This is a genomic window from Rugamonas sp. (assembly GCF_025354735.1).
In the GTDB taxonomy this organism is placed as follows: domain Bacteria; phylum Pseudomonadota; class Gammaproteobacteria; order Burkholderiales; family Burkholderiaceae_D; genus Rugamonas.
On sequence record NZ_JANXMI010000294.1, the window covers coordinates 22,306 to 42,246 of the forward strand.

The 19,941-nt window shown below is 66.0% G+C and carries 15 protein-coding genes and 2 riboswitches; of the genes, 10 read left to right on the forward strand and 5 right to left on the reverse strand.

The window, feature by feature from the left end; all coding sequences use genetic code 11:
* Positions 1-93: 93 nt before the first annotated feature.
* Both gcvH and gcvT read right to left on the reverse strand, forming a co-directional pair.
* Entirely contained in the window at positions 94-474 is a 381-nt protein-coding gene (gene gcvH, locus Q0S71_RS24080; protein ID WP_296001370.1) for a glycine cleavage system protein GcvH, read from the reverse strand.
* 60 nt (positions 475-534) lie between these two features.
* Positions 535-1,671 carry a glycine cleavage system aminomethyltransferase GcvT gene (gene gcvT, locus Q0S71_RS24085; RefSeq protein ID WP_296001372.1) on the reverse strand — a complete coding sequence of 379 codons (1,137 nt, stop codon included), beginning with the start codon at positions 1,669-1,671 and terminating at the stop codon, positions 535-537.
* Between the two features lie 83 nt (positions 1,672-1,754).
* A riboswitch (glycine riboswitch) is annotated at positions 1,755-1,859 on the reverse strand.
* A 30-nt stretch (positions 1,860-1,889) separates the two neighbouring features.
* Positions 1,890-1,976, reverse strand: a riboswitch (glycine riboswitch).
* Between the two features lie 130 nt (positions 1,977-2,106).
* On the opposite strand from gcvT, the gene Q0S71_RS24090 reads away from it, so the two are divergent.
* Positions 2,107-2,667 (forward strand): ATP-dependent Clp protease proteolytic subunit, encoded by a 561-nt coding sequence (locus tag Q0S71_RS24090; RefSeq protein WP_296001374.1) that lies wholly within the window; start codon positions 2,107-2,109, stop codon positions 2,665-2,667.
* 136 nt (positions 2,668-2,803) lie between these two features.
* Here Q0S71_RS24090 and Q0S71_RS24095 read toward each other — a convergent pair whose 3' ends face one another.
* Both Q0S71_RS24095 and Q0S71_RS24100 read right to left on the reverse strand, forming a co-directional pair.
* Complete coding sequence (locus Q0S71_RS24095) at positions 2,804-3,010, reverse strand: hypothetical protein (protein WP_296001376.1); 207 nt, start codon at positions 3,008-3,010, stop codon at positions 2,804-2,806.
* Between the two features lie 193 nt (positions 3,011-3,203).
* A complete protein-coding gene (locus Q0S71_RS24100; RefSeq protein ID WP_296001377.1) occupies positions 3,204-4,985 on the reverse strand; it encodes a methyl-accepting chemotaxis protein in 1,782 nt (593 codons plus the stop codon).
* 286 nt (positions 4,986-5,271) lie between these two features.
* Between Q0S71_RS24100 and Q0S71_RS24105 the strand changes: the two genes are divergently transcribed.
* Positions 5,272-7,650 carry a DUF1631 family protein gene (locus tag Q0S71_RS24105; protein WP_296001378.1) on the forward strand — a complete coding sequence of 793 codons (2,379 nt, stop codon included), beginning with the start codon at positions 5,272-5,274 and terminating at the stop codon, positions 7,648-7,650.
* Positions 7,651-7,722: 72 nt separating this feature from the next.
* Here the strand turns inward: Q0S71_RS24105 and Q0S71_RS24110 are convergent, their stop codons facing one another.
* Positions 7,723-7,884 carry a hypothetical protein gene (locus tag Q0S71_RS24110; RefSeq protein ID WP_296001380.1) on the reverse strand — a complete coding sequence of 54 codons (162 nt, stop codon included), beginning with the start codon at positions 7,882-7,884 and terminating at the stop codon, positions 7,723-7,725.
* On the opposite strand from Q0S71_RS24110, the gene Q0S71_RS24115 reads away from it, so the two are divergent.
* From Q0S71_RS24115 to Q0S71_RS24150, 8 genes are all read left to right on the forward strand, one after another.
* A complete protein-coding gene (locus Q0S71_RS24115; protein WP_296001381.1) occupies positions 7,871-8,470 on the forward strand; it encodes a phosphatase PAP2 family protein in 600 nt (199 codons plus the stop codon). The genes Q0S71_RS24110 and Q0S71_RS24115 overlap by 14 nt on opposite strands.
* A 153-nt stretch (positions 8,471-8,623) precedes the next feature.
* A complete protein-coding gene (gene smc / locus Q0S71_RS24120) occupies positions 8,624-12,151 on the forward strand; it encodes a chromosome segregation protein SMC (protein ID WP_296001383.1) in 3,528 nt (1,175 codons plus the stop codon).
* 89 nt (positions 12,152-12,240) lie between these two features.
* A complete protein-coding gene (locus tag Q0S71_RS24125; RefSeq protein WP_296001458.1) occupies positions 12,241-13,593 on the forward strand; it encodes a GAF domain-containing sensor histidine kinase in 1,353 nt (450 codons plus the stop codon).
* A gap of 299 nt (positions 13,594-13,892) precedes the next feature.
* A complete protein-coding gene (locus tag Q0S71_RS24130; RefSeq protein ID WP_296001385.1) occupies positions 13,893-15,014 on the forward strand; it encodes a cell division protein ZipA C-terminal FtsZ-binding domain-containing protein in 1,122 nt (373 codons plus the stop codon).
* 18 nt (positions 15,015-15,032) lie between these two features.
* The gene (gene ligA, locus Q0S71_RS24135) at positions 15,033-17,489 is read left to right on the forward strand and encodes an NAD-dependent DNA ligase LigA (RefSeq protein ID WP_296001387.1); all 2,457 of its coding nucleotides are present in this window, start codon (positions 15,033-15,035) and stop codon (positions 17,487-17,489) included.
* The gene (galU, locus tag Q0S71_RS24140; protein ID WP_296001388.1) at positions 17,490-18,386 is read left to right on the forward strand and encodes a UTP--glucose-1-phosphate uridylyltransferase GalU; all 897 of its coding nucleotides are present in this window, start codon (positions 17,490-17,492) and stop codon (positions 18,384-18,386) included.
* Entirely contained in the window at positions 18,383-18,919 is a 537-nt protein-coding gene (def, locus tag Q0S71_RS24145) for a peptide deformylase (RefSeq protein WP_296001391.1), read from the forward strand. The genes galU and def overlap by 4 nt, the downstream gene beginning before the upstream one ends.
* A 12-nt stretch (positions 18,920-18,931) precedes the next feature.
* The gene (locus tag Q0S71_RS24150) at positions 18,932-19,927 is read left to right on the forward strand and encodes an ion channel (RefSeq protein WP_296001393.1); all 996 of its coding nucleotides are present in this window, start codon (positions 18,932-18,934) and stop codon (positions 19,925-19,927) included.
* Positions 19,928-19,941 lie beyond the last annotated feature (14 nt).

Genomic DNA, 19,941 nt, shown 5'->3' on the forward strand with positions numbered 1-19,941 from the left:
CGGCGCATAGCCACCGGCGGCAAGCCGGGGCCACGCTGGTGGCGCGCAAAAAAGAAAACGGCCAGCGCGAAGGCTGGCCGGAGCTGCGACCGGTTACGCCTCGGTGGTCTTGCCGTAGGCGGCGGCGTCGAGCAGGGCGTCGATGGCGGCGGCGTCGGACGGCTGGATCTTGAACAGCCAGGCCGAGTAGGCGTCGGCGTTGATCGATTCCGGCGCGCCGACGACGGCGTCGTTGACGGCGATGACTTCGCCGGCCACCGGCGCGTAGATGTCGCTGGCCGCCTTGACGGATTCGACGACGGCGGCGTCGTCGCCGGCGGCGTAGACGGTGCCCACTTTCGGCACTTCGACGAAGACGATGTCGCCCAGCGCGTCCTGCGCGAATTCGGTGATGCCGACGGTGACGCTGCCGTCGGCTTCCTTGCGTACCCATTCGTGGGAGGCGGTGTACTTCAGTTCAGCAGGAATATTCATGTGGGGCTCCAGATGGTGATAGTCGGGGATGATAGGGGATGGTATAAACAGTTTATATCATTACGCCGCGAGGATTTTTCCGTTGCGGACGAAAGGCAGTTTGACCACCGAGGCGGCCAGTTTCTTGTCGCGGATTTCGACGTGCACGGTGTCGCCGACGGCCACGCCCCTCGGCACGCGGGCCAGCGCGATGGTCTGCTGCATGGTCGGGCTGAAGGTGCCGCTGGTGATTTCGCCGACGGCGTCGGTGCCGCCGACGATGACCTTCTGGTGGGCGCGCAGCACGCCGCCTTTTTCACGCAGGATCAGGCCGACGAACTGGGCGTTCTGGCCCATCGCCAGCAAGGCCGCCTTGCCGACGAAGTCGCGCGGCGACACCAGGTCGATGGTCCAGGCCAGGCCGGCGTCGAGCGGGTTGACGGTGTCGTCCATGTCCTGGCCGTACAGATTCATGCCCGCTTCCAGGCGCAGCGTGTCGCGCGCGCCCAGGCCGGCCGGCTTGACGCCGGCGGCCGCCAGCGCGTTCCACAGCGCCTCGGCCTGCGCGGCCGGGAAGGCGAGCTCGAAGCCGTCCTCGCCGGTGTAGCCGGTGCGCGCCACCATCACTTCGCCGAAGGCCGTGTCCTTGACGATGACGGCGTTGAACGGTTTGATGTCGGCCGACGCGGCCTGCGTCTCCGGCAGCACCTGCCACACCTTGGCGCGGGCGTTCGGGCCCTGCACGGCGATCAGGGCCATCGGGTAGGCCGCGGCATCGGCGGCGCCGTCGCGGCGCTCGGTGATCGTCACGCCGCTGCCGGTGGCGGTGTTTTGTTCGGTGATCCAGGCCACGTCTTTTTCGGCGGTGCCGGCGTTGACGACGAGGCGGAACCAGTTTTCGTTGATGAAGTAGACGATCAGGTCGTCGATGACGTGGCCCTGCGGCGTCAGCATGCAGGAGTACAGCGCCTTGCCGCTCGCCTGCAGTTTGTCGACGTTGTTGGCCAGCAGGCCGCGCAGGAAGGCGCGCACGTTGGCGCCCTCGAGGTCGACGACGCACATGTGCGCGACGTCGAACATGCCGACGTCGGTGCGCACGGCGTGATGTTCTTCGATTTGCGAACCGTAGTTGACCGGCATGTCCCAGCCGCCGAAATCGACCATGCGGGCGCCTGCGGCACGGTGGGCGTTGTTGAGTGGGGTAGCTTTGAGCGTCATGAGTTCCTCGGTCCGGATAAAAGGGGATGAATACACCATAGAACATGCACGGAAGAGCTGAAGCAGCTTATTCCACTATGATTGCAGACCCCTCTGTCCTTGGTACCTGAGAGATTACGGGATGACTCCCGTGCGCCCCTTCGGTGGGCCGCCGGCGTGTGCCGCGGCCGCTCTCCAGAGTTGAGCCGGCGGCGCCCGCCATACAAGCGAACGCGCCAGTCCCTTGATCGGTCCTTTTGCCTGAGAGTTTTTGGGTAGTGCCCCTTCGGCGGCAACGCGAGTTTGCCCTCTCCCGATCAAGACTCGGGAATATATGTCAGAAGACACTTGCTGTCAATCCAGAAGCGCTGATGGCGCGCACGAATGACGCACGCCAATACCACCGTAAAAACAACTCTTTGCTAAAATGAAGCTTCCAGTTTTCAGAGGGCAGCCATGAGCGATGAGATAGAAAAATTCGAGGGGCATGCCTGGTTCACACTGTCGGGTGACGTCAATAGCGACATGGTGAGGCGCGTGTTCGAGGCCGCCGCCGACATGACCGAGGACCACATCGAGACCGCCCACATCCTGATCCAGTCCAACGGCGGCTATGTCAGCGACGGCATCTGCCTGTACAACTACCTGAGCCAGCTGCCGGTCCGCATCGTGACTTACAACGCCGGCGCCGTCGCGTCGATCGCCGTGATTTTGTTCCTGGCCGGCGAGCAGCGTTACGCCAGCGAAACGTCGCGCTTCATGGTCCACAAATCGCACGCCAGCGCCCCGCACGGCGCGCGGCCGGACGCGCTGCGCATCATCGTCGAGGGCTTGCAGGCCGACGATGCCCGCACCGAGCAAATCCTGCGCAAGCACGTGCGGCTGACCGAGGAACACTGGCACATCCACGCCTATTCCGATTTGCACCTGACGGCGGCCGAAGCGGAGGGCGTCGGCATGATAGACGCGGTACGCGATTTCGCGCCGCCCAAAGGTCAGCGCGTCACCAATATCTGATCAAAAAGCGTAGGGCCTGTAAACGCAGAAGAGCCTGTGACAGCGGCCGTGCCGTCGCAGACTCTCGGTACAGTGATGCTCCGTGGCCCGGCGGGCGCGTTCGCTTGCGCCGCATGGCCACTGCCGCTAGCCTGGGTTAGCGGTCTTTATTGCCCGTGCTGGACGATTTGCTGGACGAGCCAGCGCTGCCGGACTGCTTGTTGCCGTCGTTTTTGTGGCTTTGACGGCCAGCTTCGACGTGTTGCTCATGCGTGCCGCCCTGGGTGCCGCCGGTCGACGACTGCTTGCTGGCGCCGCCCTGGTTTTGCTTGCTGCCGCTACCGCTTTTTTGGTTCGAGTTCATCTTGATTCCTTTGCAAAAAATGAAAAAGTCACCGTCCGGTCCCGTATCGGTCCAAGGCCTGCTTGGGTAATGGAAAGCCTTGGACTGATGCGTTTCCGGTGCAGCAATGATGCGATTCCATCCATGTTTTCGCTATCGGAATTTGACTTGCGGCCTTGTAGGCGCAGGCCTTGCATCGGCCCTTGCGCCGCCGTCAGAACTCTTCCCATTCCACGTCGTTGCTGCCGTTCTTGACGGTGCCGCCCGGCCGGCGCGGCGGCGCTTTGCGGGCGGCGGGCAGGCGCAGCGGCGCGGCGCCGGGCGTGGCCGGCACAGCGGACGGTGCGCCGGCGCTTGCCGCAGCAGTGGCCGTAGCCGCGCCGGTGGCGACCGGATCAGCCGCCGCCTTGGCCGGCCCGGCCGCCTCGCCGCCGCTAAAGACGCCGATGACGGCGCTGAGCTTGCCCGTTTCCTCGCGCATCGCCGTCGCCGCCGCTGCCGCCTGTTCGACCAGCGCGGCGTTCTGCTGGGTGGCCTGGTCCATCGCAGCGATGGCGTGGTGGACTTGTTCCAGTCCGGCCGTCTGCTCGGCGCTGGCGTGGGCGATCTCGCCGATGATGTCGGTCACCCGCTTGACGCTGCCGACCACCGCTTCCATGGTGTTGCGGGCCTTGTCGGCCAGTTGCGTGCCCAGCACCACCTTGTCGACGGAATCGTCGATCAGCACCTTGATTTCCTTGGCGGCGGCGGCGCTGCGCTGGGCCAGGTTGCGCACTTCCGACGCGACGACGGCGAAGCCGCGACCCTGTTCGCCGGCGCGGGCGGCCTCGACGGCGGCGTTCAGGGCCAGGATGTTGGTCTGGAAGGCGATGCCGTCGATGACGCCGATGATTTCGGCGATCTTCTTCGACGAATCGTTAATCGACGCCATCGTGCCGACCACCTGCGCCACGTCGGCGCCGCCCTTGACCGCCACTTCCGAGGCCGACACCGCCAGCTTGTTGGCCTGCACGGCGTGCTCGGCGTTCTGCTTGACGGTCGACGTCAGTTGTTCCATCGAGGAGGCGGTCTGCTCCAGCGAAGCGGCTTGCTGCTCGGTGCGCCTGGACAAGTCCAGATTGCCGGCCGCGATCTCGCCGGCCGCGCCGCTGATGGTGCTGGCGCCGCTGCGCACCTGGCCGACCAGGGTGAGCAGGCTGTCGTTCATGTCCCGCATGGCGAGCAACAGTTGCTCGGTTTCATCGCGGGTGCCGGCGCTGATGCGGGTGCTCGCCGGCATGCTCAAGCGCGTGCCCAGGTCGCCGTCCGCGATGCGGCGCGCCACGCGGACCGCCTCGCGCAGCGGGGTGGCGATGGAGCGCGCCACCGACAACGCCAGCAGCGTGCCGGTCGAGATCGACAGGGTCAGCAAGCCCCACGTCAGCCAGCGGGCGCCCTCGTAGATGGCGTCGGCGTCGCGGGCGGCCTGCTGGCTGCCGTCCATGTCGAGCGCGACCAGCTTGTCGAGGCCGCCGCCCATCGCCTCGGCCAGTTGCTGCACGCTGCCTTTGAGTAAAGCCCGCGCCTCGTCCTTCTTGCCGTCGCGCGACAGGGCCAGCAGCCTGGCCTGCTCCTGGGCGAAGTCGGCGCCCTGGCGCGTCAGCTGCGTCACCATGGCTTGCGGCGCCGGGTCGGTCAGCGTGCTCGACAGCTGAGCCAGGTTGGCGCGGTAGGCGGCGGTCGCATCGTTTAATTTTTTGTCCAGGGCGTCGATACCATCCTGGTCGGCGCTTAAAATATGCTGAGCTTGCCAAGTGCGGAGTTCCTGTAAATCATGCTTGAGCGACAATGTTGAGATAATATCGGGCAACCACTTGCCGGACAGCCGGGTCGAAGCGCGGTCGATGTCGCCCATGCGGCCCAGGGCGGAAACGCCCAGCAGCACGGTCAGGCCGAGCACGAGCGCGAAGGCGGCCAGCAGTTTGCTGGCGGTGGCCAGGTTTTGCAGGAATTTCATCTGATATCCTTGGACGGTGGAGGAGATGGCGACTGTCGGGCAGCCGGTGCCGACGTGTTATCTTAAGGAAACTTGCATCCTGATCCTTGCGCAGGCTCAAGGTCGGCCACTAGCGTGGAAGCAATTGCGGCGTGCGTTGCCGGGCGATACAAAAGAAAGCCGGAAATAAGGCCAATAGTTTCCATTTGCCTATTGCCATGCGGCAATAATGTGTCAGAATGTGGTAACGCGGCCAGATAAAGACGGGCTGATGCCGCGGCAGCCGACCACCAGTGGGTCAACAACCATGATGCCTATTTCAACCAACAGCACGGCGCCGAAAAAGACGGTTTCGCCGCGGCATGCCTTGCTGGAAGAGCTGATCGGCATCGTCACGCGGCACCTCAACGATCAATATCTGGACTTGTTCGCCAAGCTTGGCGGCGCGCTGATCGACGCCACCGACGGCGACACGCGCGCCATGCAGCAGCGCATCCGGGCCGGCAATATGCTGCGCAACAGCAGCATGGCGTTTTTGCATCTCGCCAGCGGCATGCTGGAAAAGACGCTGCGCTGCGAAATAGCCTTGCTGGCGCCGGCGCCGCAAGCCCGCTCGCGCGAGGCGGCTCAGCCGCTAGGTCTGGTTCCCTACGAGGAAATGGACAATAAAGTGGCCGTCGGCGGCATCAGCAAGCCGTTCGAGGTGCTGTACGGCGACTCCTTGCAAACCCTGAACGTGCGGCTGGCCTTTTTGCTGGAGCGCGATATCCTGCGCCTGAACCAGAATCCTTTCCGTCCCGATGTCTTCCTCGTCGCCCTGCAACAGGCATGGCTGGAGTTCGATACCGATCCGGAGTCGGCCAACCTGCTGTTGCCGCTGTTAAAACCGGGCATGTTCCTTGATCTGGGGCCGATGCTCGAAGCGCTGAACCTGGCCTTGCAGCGCAAGGGTGTGCTGCCCGGTTCGGTGGACGGCTACAAGGGCCGCAAGGCCGATGTGCCGCCGGCGCCCGCTTTCTCGCCGGCGCCGGCGCGCGGCCAGCAGGCGGCGCTGGCGCAGCAGTTGCGGCAGTTTTTTGCCGCCAGCGGCGTCGGCGCCACCGAAGAAATCGACCTCGGCATCCCGGACATCCCGGCGGGCGCGGTCGTCACCGGCGGCGCCTGGGTGCAGGGGGCGGCGCAAGGTTTTCACGGCGCGCAGGACAATGAGGCGGCGCGGCGGCAGTCGCAGGTCGGCGCCAAGCGGCCACTGCTGAGCTACCTGGCCCAGTTGCAGCACGCCATGCCGGCCGTGGCGCAGATGACGTCGACGGGCATCATGGCGGCCGCGTCGGCCATGTCCGCCGGTTATGTCACCTCGGCCACCTCGGGCAACGCGTCGCCGGGCAATGGCGCGGCCGCAGGGCAGGGCGGCCAGGCGCGTCCGGCGAATGTGTTTTATCTGCCGCGCCTCAAGGAAAGCATGCCGCAGGGCAGCCTGTCGCGCGCCGACGAAAGCACCATCGACTTGCTGTCGGCCATCTTCGACACCGTGTTCCAGGACCAGAGCATTTCCCAGGAAATCCGCGACCTGATCCGTTTCCTGCAAATTCCCGTGCTCAAGGCGGCGCTGGTCGACAAGGATTTCTTCTTCCAGGAAGCACACCCGGCGCGGCGCCTGATCGACTTGCTGTCGCGCATGGGCTGGGAGCAGCGCAAGGGGCCGGAAGATCCGCTGTTCCAGGCCATGCAGCGCAGCGTCGACCGGGTCGGCCGCGATTACGATCACGAATTGTCGGTCTTCACGGAAGCCGTCGACGAGCTCGAAGCGTCGATCAAGGCCGAGGAGGCGGCCGCCGCCGCCGCCATCGCCGAACCCATCGCCGCCGCCCTGAAGCAGGAAAGGATGGCCGAGGCCGGTCGCTCGGCGCGCGACGCCGTGGCCTTGCGCATCGGCACCGGTGAAGTGGTGGCCGTGGTCGAAGCCTTCCTGGAAAACAAATGGGTGTCGGTGCTGACCATCGCCTACAGCGTCGACGACGACAAGCCCGGCGCCGTCAACAGCGCCACCCGCACCATGGACGAGCTGATCTGGAGCGTCAAGCCGAAGTTGAGCGCGCCGGAGCGCAAGCGTTTGATCGCCAAGCTGCCCAGCCTGCTGTCTTCGCTCAACAAGTGGCTCGACATCATCAAGTGGCAAGACGCCGACCGCCTGCAATTCTTCGCCGAGCTGGCCGAATGCCACGCTTCCATCGTCCGCGCGCCGCTGGAATTGGCGCCGGAGCGCCAGGTCGAACTGGCGATGCAGGCCGCGCAGCAGGCGGCCGAGCGCCGGCTCGAATTGCAGGCCCGGCAGGCCCAGGCGCAGACCGCGGCGCCCGCGCCGCAAGCGCACGACGACGAGGCCGTCATCGAGGTCGACAGTCTGGCGCGCGGCATGTGGGTCGAGTTCGCGCAGCCCGACGGCGGCCGGCGCAAGGTCAAGCTCGCGTGGATCAGCCCGCTGCGCACCCTGTATATTTTCTCCACCGCCGCGCGGCAGGAAGCGTTTTCGATGTCGGGCCTGGCGCTGGCGGCGCAGTTCCGCGACGGCGGCGCGCAACTGGTGCGCAGCGAGGGCGTGGTCGCCATGGCCTTGACGCAGGCGATGTCGCAGGCGGCCGTCAACGATCCGGCGATCGCGGCGCAGCGAAGCGCCTACGCTTGATTGATGCCGATTCACCCGGGCCGTCTTCCTCCCCCATCGCGAAATATTTTCCTTCTCGCAATATTCCCTAAATTACCCACGGTTGTGCTTAAATGATGGTGCGCCGCAAAACGGCGCGCCCAGCGGCGCCTCAGGCGTTTTTTTTCTGGCACGATGTTCGACGATGAAGGTTTTTGGCATGATGTTGTGGCGTGACTTGAGTTTGGTGGGCAGTTTGGCGGTGACCGGTCCCATCGGCGTCGCCATCGCCGTGTGGCTGCTGGCGGGCCAGTCGTGGCGCTTGACCTTGTCCTGGTGTCTGCTGTTCGGCGCCGGCATGGCCCTGGTGGTGCTGACCAAGGTGGCGTTCATCGGCTGGGGCCTGGGCGTGGAGTCGGTCGAATTCTCGGGCTTCAGCGGCCACGCCATGCGCGCCGCCGCCGTGTTCCCGGTCGCCTGCTACCTCGGCTGCCGCCAGCTGGGCGCGTCGGCGCGGGTGTGGGGCACGCTGGCCGGCATCGCGGTCGCCGTGCTCATCAGCCTGTCGCGGATTTATGTGCAAGCCCATTCGGTGTCCGAGGTCGTCACCGGCACGCTGCTGGGGCTGATGGTCGCCGCCGCCTTCATCTGGCATGCCAGCACCGAACATCATCTGGCGCTGAGCCGCGTGTTGCTGGTGCTGTGCATCCCCATCCTGCTGGTCGCGCCGCGGCTGGAGCCGGTGCCGACCGAGCAGTGGATGACCGAGCTCGCTTTACTGCTGTCCGGCCACGACGAGCCGTTTACGCGCGATCAATGGCGCAGGCCGGATCGCGGCGTGGGCCAGCGCCCGTCTTTGTAAGCGGACCATGCTGTTTTTTGGCCGGTTTTCCGTGCGTAAAATGGTATGATAGTTTACTTTGCAAGAGGGGCGCCCGCGCTGTGGCACAGGTGGCTGGACGGTCCTCTGGCGCCAACCTGATTGCCGCCAGCGGCAAAGAACTGTTAAAACAACGTGCGACTCTCCTCCATCAAATTGTCGGGATTTAAGTCTTTCGTCGATCCCACCAATTTCCAGGTGCCGGGCCAGTTGGTCGGCGTGGTCGGACCCAACGGCTGCGGCAAGTCCAACATCATCGACGCCGTGCGCTGGGTGCTGGGCGAATCGAAGGCGTCGGAGTTGCGCGGCGAGTCGATGCAGGACGTGATCTTCAACGGCTCCACCCACCGCAAGCCGGCCGGGCGCGCGTCCGTCGAGCTGATCTTCGACAACCACGACGGCAAGGCCTCCGGCCAGTGGGGCCAGTACGCCGAGATCGCCGTCAAGCGCACGCTCACGCGCGACGGCACCTCCACCTATTACATCAACGGCCAGCCGGTGCGCCGGCGCGACATCCAGGATATCTTCCTGGGCACGGGCCTCGGCCCGCGCGCCTACGCCATCATCGGCCAGGGCATGATTTCGCGCATCATCGAATCGCGCCCGGAAGAGCTGCGCGTGTTCCTCGAAGAAGCGGCCGGCGTGTCGAAGTACAAGGAGCGCCGCCGCGAGACCGAGAACCGGCTGCAGGACACGCGTGAAAACCTGCTGCGCGTGGACGACATCTTGCGCGAGCTGAACAGCAATCTGGACAAGCTCCAGGCCCAGGCCGCCGTCGCCACCAAATTCCATGCCCTGCAAGCGGACCAGGAAGAAAAGCAGAAGCTGCTCTGGCTGCTGCGCAAGAACGAGGCCGAGGGCGAGCAAAAGCGCTACTTCCGCGAAGTCGAGCAGGCCCAGACCGACCTGGAGGAACAGACCGCCAAGCTGCGCAACGTCGAGCTGACCCTGGAGCAGATGCGCCAGGCCCACTTCGCCGTCGGCGACCGCCTGCACACGGCGCAGGGCCATCTATACCAGACCAACGCCGACATCGGCAGCCTGGAGGCGCAGATCAAGTTCGTGCTCGAATCGCGCAGCCGTCTGCAGGCGCAGCTGGCGACGCTGACGGCGCAGCGCGACCAGTGGCAGAGCCAGGCGCAGGAATATGGCGGGCAGATCGAGGAAGCCGAGTTCAACCTGGAAGAATTGGCGGCCAAGGTCGAGCAGTCGCAGATGATGGCCGAGCAAAAAAGCGAATCGCTGCCGATGCTGGAGCAGGCCTGGCGCGAGGCGCAGACCAGCAGCACGGAGTCGCGCGCCCGCATCATGCAGGCGCAGCAGCAGCTGGAACTGGAATCAGCGCACCAGCGCAACGCCTCGAATATCCTCAACAGTCTGGCGACGCGGCGCGAGCGCCTGCAACAGGAAAAGAACGGCTTGAACCTGCCGGACAGCGGCCGCCTCGTCAACCTGAAAATGCAGCTGGAAGAACAGCAGCAGGCGCTGGAAGAGCAGGGCTACCATCTGGAAGAGGCGCTGGAGCAGCAGCCGCGCCTGGAAGAGGAACGCGGCGCCGCGCAGACCCAGGTCAACGCCGAGACGGCCGGCAATGCCCAGCTCGAAGCGCGGCTGAACGCGCTGCGCCAGATGCAGGAGCGGGTGCAGACGCAGGGCAAGGTCCAGCCGTGGCTGAAGAAGCACGAGCTCGACACGCTGCCGCAGCTGTGGCAAAAGCTGCACATCGAGCAGGGCTGGGAAACGGCGATGGAAGCCATCCTGCGCGAGCGCACGTCGGCGCTGCAGATGTCGAACATCGAGTGGGCCAAGGCCTTCTTCAACGACGCGCCGCCGGCCAAGCTGGCCCTGTTCGCGCCGTCGCCGGCGACGCCGCCGGCGCCCTTCGACGTGGCCGGCCTGAAGCCCTTCCTGCACTTGCTGAAGCTGAACGATCCCGGCCTGCGCGGCCTGCTGCAAGACTGGCTGCACAACGTCTACAGCGCCGACGACGCGGCCGAGGCCTTCGCCGAACGGGGCCGGCTGCCGGCCGGCGGCTACTTCGTCACGAAGCAAGGCCACGTCATCACGCCGGGCAGCGTGCGCTTCTACGCCGCCGATTCCGAGCAGGACGGCATGCTGGGCCGCCAGCAGGAAATCGAGAACCTGACCAAGCAGCTGCGCGCGCAGCAGATGCTGGCCGACGAGGCGCGCGCCCGCTCGGTGCGCGCCGACGCGGCCGTCGCCAACCTGACGCGCCAGCTGACCGAGTTCCGCGCCAAAAGCCAGAGCCTGACGCAAGCCGTGCACACGCTGCAGCTGGACGTCGTGAAGCTGTCGGAAATCGAGGCGCGCTTCAACCAGCGCAGCGACCAGATCGAGACCGACCTGGCCGAGATCGCCGCGCAGGAGGCCGAGCAAATGCACGTCAAGCTCGAATCGGAAGAAAAATTCGAGCAGCTCGATATGGAGCTGGGCAATCTGCAGGGCGAGCATGAGGACGGCCAGACCGCCTTCATGGAAAAGGAACGGCGCCTCACCGACGCCCGCGAAAAGCTGCGCGACATGGAACGCGCGGCGCAGGAAGCACAGTTCGCCGAGAAGTCGCAGCGCAGCAAGATCGACGAGCTGCGCCGCAGCATCGCCACCGCCAGCACGCAGGCGGCGCAGGTGGCGGCCAGTCTGGCGGCCGGCCAGAGCGAGCTGGAAAGCCTGGAGTCCGGCGCCGCCAACGAGGGCTTGCAAGAGCTGCTGGAACGGCGCACCGGGCAGGAGCGCGCGCTGTCGGACGCGCGCCACGAGCTCGACCAGATCACCCAGCAGCTGCGCGCCTTCGAGGAGGGCCGCATGTCGGCCGAGCGCACTTTGCAGCCGCAGCGCGACAAGATCATGGAAATGCAGCTCAAGGAACAGGCCGCGCGCCTGAACCAGGAACAGTACGCGGCCCAGCTGGCCGAGGCGCAGGCCGACGAGGCGGCGCTGTCGGCCAAGCTGCACGCCGACATGAAGCCGTCCTACCTGCAGGGCGAGGTGACGCGGCTGACCAACGCCATCGCCGGCCTCGGGGCCGTCAACCTGGCCGCGCTCGACGAGCTGGCCCAGGCGTCCGAACGCAAGAACTTCCTCGACGCCCAGAACGCCGACCTGGTCGAAGCCATCAACACGCTGGAAGACGCCATCGCCCGCATCGACAAGGAAACCCGCGAGCTGCTGCAAGACACCTTCGACCGCGTCAACGGCCATTTCTCGGAACTGTTCCCGATCCTGTTCGGCGGCGGCCAGGCCAGGCTCATCATGACCGGCGATGAAATCCTCGACGCCGGCGTGCAAGTGATGGCCCAGCCACCCGGCAAGAAGAACGCCACCATCCATTTGCTGTCGGGCGGCGAAAAGGCGCTGACGGCGACGGCGCTGGTGTTTTCCATGTTCCGCCTCAATCCGGCGCCGTTCTGCCTGCTCGACGAGGTCGACGCGCCGCTCGACGACGCCAACACCGAGCGCTTCTGCCGCATGGTCAAGCGCATGTCGGAGCACACGCAATTCCTGTTTATATCGCACAACAAGATCGCCATGGAAATGGCCAACCAGCTCATCGGCGTGACGATGCAGGAGCAGGGCGTCTCGCGCATCGTGGCCGTGGACATGGAGGCGGCCGTCGGCATGGTCGACGGCTTGCAGGAGGCCTAGGCGGCCGACCCGCTGTAATCGCGGCGGCGCGGGCCGGGCAGCTCGCCGGGTCCGCCGCTTACCATCTTTTCTGGAGATCCGTGGTGCATATGTCGAGTCGCAAGCATATTATTCCTGACAGTTTTCTCGAAAGCTGGCAAAACATCGTCGATGTGATGGCCGCCATTTTCAATGTGCCGGCCGGCTTGATCATGCGCGTCCACGAAGAGGAGATCGAAGTGCTGGTCACCTCGCGGGCCGACGACAATCCCTATATCGCCGGCCACCGGGCCAAGCTCAACACGGGCCTGTATTGCGAAACCGTGATGGCCAGCCGCGCCGTGCTGCAAGTGCCGAACGCGCTGACGAGCCGGCAGTGGAAGGACAATCCCGACGTCGAGCTCGACATGATCGCCTACGTCGGCGTGCCCCTGGTGTGGCCGGACGATGAAGTGTTCGGCACCATCTGCGTGCTCGACAACAAGACCCGCGTGTTCCAGGACAAGTACATCGAATTGATGTGGGAACTGAAAAACCGCATCGAGAGCGACTTCAAGCTGCTCGACCAGCACCGCTACCTGGAGGACAGCAACCGGCGCCTGCTGGCGGCCCAGCAGCGCCAGGCCGCCGACGCCGTCGAACTGGGCGAGGCCAACCGGCAGCTGAGCGCGGCGCTGGCGGCGCTGACGCAGATGCAGTCCGAATTGCTGCAATCGGCCAAGAACGCGGCCCTCGGCACGCTGGTGGCCGGCGTGTCGCACGAGTTGAGCACGCCCATCGGCAACAGCCTGATGGCGGCCGGCGCCATCCAGCACCAGGTCGGCGAATTCGCGCTCAAGGCCGGCACCGGCATGACGCGCAGCGAAATGCAGGGCTTCATCGGCGGCATCCGCGATGGCGCCGACATGCTGGTGCACAATCTCGACCGCGCCGCCACGCTGGTGAGCAATTTCAAGAAGATCGCCTCCAACGATGGGCCGATGGCGCTGTGCAGCTTCAACCTGCGCGACACGGTCGACACCATCATCGCCGCCGCGCTGTTCCGGCCGACGCCGCACCGGGTCGTCAACGCCATCCCCGAAGGCATCGTCATCACCGCCTACCTGGCGCCGTTCAGCGACGTGCTGACGGAGCTGATCGAGAACGCCCTGCGCCACGCCTTCGCCGGCGTCGCCTCGGGCAGCGGCACCGTCACCGTGTCGGGCCGGGTCTCGGGCGAGGCCATGGTCTATGTGGGCGTGCATGACAACGGCTGCGGCATCGCGTCCGAACACATCGAACGCCTCTTCGACCCGTTTTTCACCACAACTCTGGGGCAGGGCAGCAGCGGCCTCGGCCTGCACACCGTGTACAACCAGGTCCACAAGGCGCTCGGCGGCAAGATCCAGGTCGACAGCACGCTGGGCGCCGGCAGCGGCTTTTCGCTGGCCTTTCCGCTGCCGCAACCGCCGGCGCGGCCCTGAGTGGCGCCCGTTCCGGTGCCGTACCGGCAGCGGCGCCGGCCGCCGTCCGCGTCCCGCTGGAGCGCCGCCATTTGGCGTTCAGTCAATGATGTTGGTATCATAGTAGTTGCCAAAGTCGGGCTGCGATTGTTGGGCTGCGATCAGCACGTCCCAGTGCACGCTTACGTATCCTCACTGACAATTCAAAACAGTGGCTTATCAACGGTTCATCGAATAAAGGGTGGCTCAGGCGGGCGCAGGTCGGAAGGTAGGCAGCGGCAGCGCTGCGCCGCCGATCGCGCCGCCGAGGCACAAGCAGCATGACAGATCTTCAAATGAGTTTGATCGCGGCCGGCGGCGTCTTCATCGCCGGCGTATTCACGTACAACAAATTGCAGGAGCACAAGGCCAAGAAGAGCGTCGAACGCGCCTTCTCGACCGACCATGATGATGTGCTCATGCGCAGCGGCGACGCCGCGCCCGCCGCCCGCCACGAACCGAGTTTTTCGCTCGACGACGCGGCCGGCCAGGCGCACGCCGGTGCCGCCGACTCTAATATTGGCGCTGGCGCCGGTTCCGGCGGCGACGGCGTCGCGGCAGTCGCGCCGTCGGCCACGCCGGCCCACATCAGCGCCGCCGCCGAGCAGGCCACCAGCCTGGTCGACCCGCTGATCGATTGCCTGCTGCCGCTGGCGCTGGAAGGCCCTGCACGCGGCGACAAGCTGCTGCCGGTGCTGCAAACGCTGCGCATGGTCGGCAACAAGCCGGTGCACTACATCGGCCTGGCCGTCAGCGGCGACTGGGAACCCATCGTCCACGGCGGCGTCTACACGAAATTGCAAGGCGGGGTGCAGCTGGCCAGCCGCAGCACCGCGCTCAACGAACTGGAATACTCGGAACTGGTCACGCGCCTGCGCGCCATGGCCGACGAAATCGGCGCCGAGCCGGAAATCCCGGACATGATCGAAGTGATGGCCGAAGCGCGCAATCTGCACCGCTTCGTGGCCGGCCACGACGCGCAGCTCGGCGTCAACCTGGCCACCAACGGCGCGCCGTGGGCCATCACCACGCTGCTGGGCGCACTGGAAAAGCAGGGCTTCGACGTGCGCCCCGACGGCCGCTACGTGATGCCCGACGTCGAGGGCGGCTTCCTGTTCTCGCTGTCGACCAACGTCACGCTGGCCGAGGAAACCACGCCGCGGCTGACGCTGCTGCTCGACGTGCCCTGCGTGACGCCGGCGCGCGACGGTTTCGGCGCCATGGTGGCCTGCGCCCAGTCGCTCACGGCGCGGCTCGACGCGACCATCGTCGACGACTACAACCAGGCGCTGACGGATGCGGCGCTGGCCGAAATCGCCGGCCAGGTGCAGGATTTCTACGCCGAGATGGACGCCGCCGACATTCCCGCCGGCTCGACGCGCGCGCTGCGCCTGTTCAGCTGAGACCACGATTAGCAAGCCATGACCGACACGAACACTCCGGGTGCGGCCGGCGGCGATGAGGCAACCGCCGCCGCCCGCATCCTCGGCCTGACCGCCGAATTGAACCGGCACCTGCACGCCTACCACGTGCTCGACGCCCCCACCATCCCCGACGCCGAATACGACCGCCTGTTCCTCGCGCTGCAAGAACTGGAAGCGGCTTATCCGGCGCTGACAGCGCCCGATTCGCCCAGCCTGCGCGTGGGTGCCGCGCCGCTGCCGCAGTTCGACCAGGTCACGCATTCGGTGCCCATGCTGTCGCTTAACAACGGCTTCGAGGACGAGGACATCGTCAACTTCGACCGCCGCGTGCGCGAAGGACTCGACGCCATCGAAGTCGAATACGCGGCCGAAGTCAAATACGACGGCCTAGCCATCAACATCCGCTACGTCGACGGCGTGCTGACCCAGGCCGCCACGCGCGGCGACGGCTACACCGGCGAAGACGTCACCGCCAACATCAAGACCATCAAGAGCATTCCGCTGCGGCTGCATGGCGCGCGGCCGCCGGCGCTGCTGGACGTGCGCGGCGAGGTGCTGATGTTCAAGGCCGATTTCGACAGCATGAACGCGCGCCAGCGCGCGGCCGGCCAAAAGGAATTCGTCAACCCGCGCAACGCGGCGGCCGGCTCGCTGCGCCAGCTCGATTCGCGCATCACCAGCGCCCGCAAGCTCAGCTTCTACAGCTACGGCGTCGGCGCGCTCGAAGGCGCGGCCATGCCGCCGTCGCATTCGGCGCTGCTGGCCTGGTACGCGGAACTGGGCTTGCCGGTGGCGCGCGAGGGCGCCGTGGTGCGCGGCGTGGACGGCCTGCTCGGCTACTACCAGCGCATAGGCGAACAGCGCCCGACCATGCCGTATGAAATCGACGGCGTCGTCTACAAGGCCAACCGGCACGAAGACCAGCGCGCGCTGGGCTTCGTGTCGCGCGCGCCGCGCTTCGCGCTGGCCCACAAATTCCCGGCCGAGGAAGCCACCACCCAGGTGCTGGCGATCGAAGTGCAGGTCGGCCGCACCGGCGCCATCACGCCGGTGGCGCGGCTGGCGTCGGTGTTCGTCGGCGGCGTCAACGTCACCAACGCCACGCTGCACAACGAGGACGAAGTGCGGCGCAAGGACGTGCGCGTCGGCGACACCGTCATCGTGCGGCGCGCCGGCGACGTGATACCGGAAGTGCTGGCCGTGGTGCTGGAGCGGCGCCCCGACCCGGCGCCGCCGGCCTATGTGCTGCCGAAACAGTGCCCGGTGTGCGGCTCGCACGTGGTGCGCGAGGAGGACGAGGCCATCGCGCGCTGCTCCGGCGGCCTGTTTTGCTCGGCCCAGCGCAAGGAGGCGATCCGCCACTTCGCCGGCCGCCGCATGATGGACATCGAGGGGCTCGGCGACCGCTACATCGACCATCTGGTCGAATCGAATCTGGTGCACGGCGTCGCCGACCTGTATAAATTAACGCTCGATGACTTGCTGACCATGAAGCGCCTGGCCGACGAACGCGACGCCGCCGGCGGCGCTGCCGACACGCCGGAGCCTGCGGCGCAGAGCCAAGTGCAGGGCAAGGTCGCCACCAAGTGGGCCGAGAATCTGCTCGCCGCCATCGCCGCCAGCAAACGGCCGCCGCTGGAACGGCTGCTGTTCGGCCTCGGCATCCGCCACGTCGGCGAATCGACGGCCAAGACGCTGGCCGAGTGGCTGGGCCGTTTTGAGCTGGTGCGGCGCGCGCCGGCCGCGCTGCTGCGGGTGCTGCCCGACATCGGCGGCATCGTCGCCATTTCGCTGGCCGACTTTTTCGACGAGCCGAAAAACCAGCAGGCCATCGATGCGCTGCTGGCGGTCGATGGTTTCGCGCCGCAGGGCGAACACGCGCCCAGCGCGCGGCTGCGCGAACAGCTGGACCCGGCGCGGCTGCTGGCCGAAATGGGCATCCCGAAACTGACGGCGCCGCGCAGCAAGCAGCTGCTGGAACAGTTCCCCACGCTGGCCGCGATCACCGAGCGCAATACCTTCGACATCTTCGGCCTGCCGGCCGCCGTCGCCGCCGCGCTGGAACAGTGGATGGCGCAGCCCGGCCACCGCGAGCGGCTGCTGGCGCTCGACGCGCTGCGCACCGAGCTGCTGGCGCAACTGCCGGAGGCGGGCGCGGAACCGGTCAGCCTGTTGAACGGTAAAACGTTTGTACTGACCGGTACACTGCCGAACATGAGCCGCGAAGAAGCGGCCGAATTGATCGAGGCCGCCGGTGGCCGGGTGGCCGGTTCGGTGTCGAAAAAGACCGGCTACGTCGTCGCCGGCGCCGACGCCGGCAGCAAGCTGGCCAAGGCCCAGGAGCTGGGCGTGGCCATTTTGGACGAAGCGGGTTTGCTGGCGCTGCTGGCGGAGAGCGCGCACGTACCGGAAAATAACAGCGAAAATATCAGCGTCAATACCAGAGAAAGCTAAATGAACAAAATCAGAAAAGCAGTCTTCCCCGTCGCCGGTCTCGGCAGCCGCTTCCTGCCGGCCACCAAGGCCCAACCCAAGGAAATGCTGCCCATCGTCGACAAGCCGCTGATCCAGTACGCGGTGGAGGAGGCGGTCGCCGCCGGCATCACGGAAATGATCTTCATCACGGGCCGCAACAAGCGCGCCATCGAAGACCATTTCGACAAGGCCTACGAACTCGAAGCCGAGCTGGAAGCGGCCGGTAAGGAGCAGCTGCTTGAACTGGTGCGCAACGTCATCCCGCGCCACATCACGTGCATCTACATCCGCCAGTCGGCGCCGCTGGGCCTGGGCCACGCGGTGCTGTGCGCGCGTCCGGTGGTCGGCAACGAGCCGTTCGCCGTGCTGCTGGCCGACGACTTCATGGACACCGACGCCGGCGTCAAGCCGGTGCTGGCGCAGATGACCGACCTGTATGCCTACGAGCGTTGCAGCGTGCTCGGGGTGCAGGACGTGCCGCGCGCCGAGACCAAGCAGTATGGCATCGTCAGCGCCACGCCCTACCAGCCCAATCTGGAACTGGTGCATGGCATCGTCGAGAAGCCGGCGCCGGAGGTCGCGCCGTCGACACTGGCCGTGGTCGGCCGCTACGTGCTGTCGGGCCGCATCTTCGACTATCTGGAACACCTCGGCACCGGCACCGGCGGCGAAATCCAGCTGACCGACGGCATCGCCGCGCTGATGAAGGATGAACGCGTGCTGGCCTACCGCTACGAAGGCCAGCGCTACGACTGCGGCTCCAAGCTCGGTTACTTGAAAGCGATGACGGCGATGGGCCTCAAGCATCCCGAAACGGCGGCCGAATTCTGCCGCTTCGTCGAACAGCTGCAGTGCGGCACGGGAGCGACAAAATGACGGTGCGCGAGATCCTCAAGATGGGCGACCCGCGCCTGCTGCGCGTGGCCGAACCGGTGACCGAATTCGGCACGCCGGAAATGGAACAGCTGATCGCCGACATGTTCGACACCATGCACGCGGCCAATGGCGCCGGCCTGGCCGCGCCGCAGATCGGCGTCAACCTGCAACTGGTGATCTACGGTTTCAAGCAGAACGCGCGCTATCCCGACGCGCCGCAAGTGCCCGAAACGGTGCTGATTAATCCCGTCCTCACGCCGCTGTCGGACCAGCAGGACGCCGCCTTCGAGGGCTGTCTGTCCGTGCCCGGCCTGCGCGGCCTGGTGCCGCGCTGGAGCAGCCTGCATTACGAGGGCGTCGACCAGTTCAATGAGCCGATCAGCCGCGACGTCGACGGCTTCCACGCCCGCGTGGTGCAGCACGAAGTGGATCACCTGCTCGGCATCCTGTACCCGATGCGCATCACCGACTTCACGCAGTTCGGCTACACCGACGTGATGTTCCCGGACCTCGATCCCAACGACGACGATTAAGCAACGATGCCGATGAACGTAGCCCCCAACGACCCGGAACACCCGAGCCAGAAGCTGCACCCGGCCGACCAGGACAAGCCGATGCGGCCCAAGGTGGGACGGGTGCGCGGGGCTTTCCAGTTGGGGACTTCGAACATCGAACGCATCGGCGTCGGCCGCTGGCACTGGAGCGACTCCTACCACTGGATGCTGACGCTGACGTGGCCGCGTTTCTTCGGCCTGATCGCATTGGCCTACTTCGTCATCAACCTGATTTTCGCGGCCGCGTTTTACCTGGCGCCGGGGTCCATCGCCAACGCCCGCGCCGGTTCGCTGGCGGACGTGGTGTTCTTTTCCATCGAGACGCTGGCGACGGTCGGTTACGGGTATATGCACCCGGATACGACCTATGGCCACGTCGTCGCGTCGACCGAAATCCTGATCGGCATGGTCGCCATGGCCGGCTTCACCGGCCTGCTGTTCGCGCGCTTTTCGCGGCCGACCTCGCGCATCATGTTTTCCGACCTGGCGGTGGTCACCAACTTCAACGGCGTGCCGACGCTGATGCTGCGCGCCGGGAACGAGCGCAGCAACCTGATACTGGAAGCGTCGGTGCGGGCCGCGCTGGTGCGGCGCGAGACCACGCGGGAAGGGCAGCTGTTCACGCGCTTCTATGATTTGAAACTGGAGCGCCAGCAGACCGGCGTGTTCGCGCTGAGCTGGACCATCATGCACGCCATCGACGAGAGCAGCCCTTTGTACGGCAAGTCGCGCGAGGATTTGCACAACGAGGGCGCGACCCTGGCCGTCGCCGTTTCCGGCACCGACGACACGCTCAACGATTTCGTCCACGCGCGCCAGAGCTACGCGGCCGAGCACATTTATTTCAACCACCACTTCGTCGATATCCTGTCGGACAAGAAGGAAAACAATACCCGTGTCCTCGACTTCGGCAAGTTCCACGACATCGTCCCCGATGGCAGCGGCGCCGGCGAAATGCCGGGCGCCGCCATCGCCCATCCGGGTTAGAGCTTAGGCCGTGG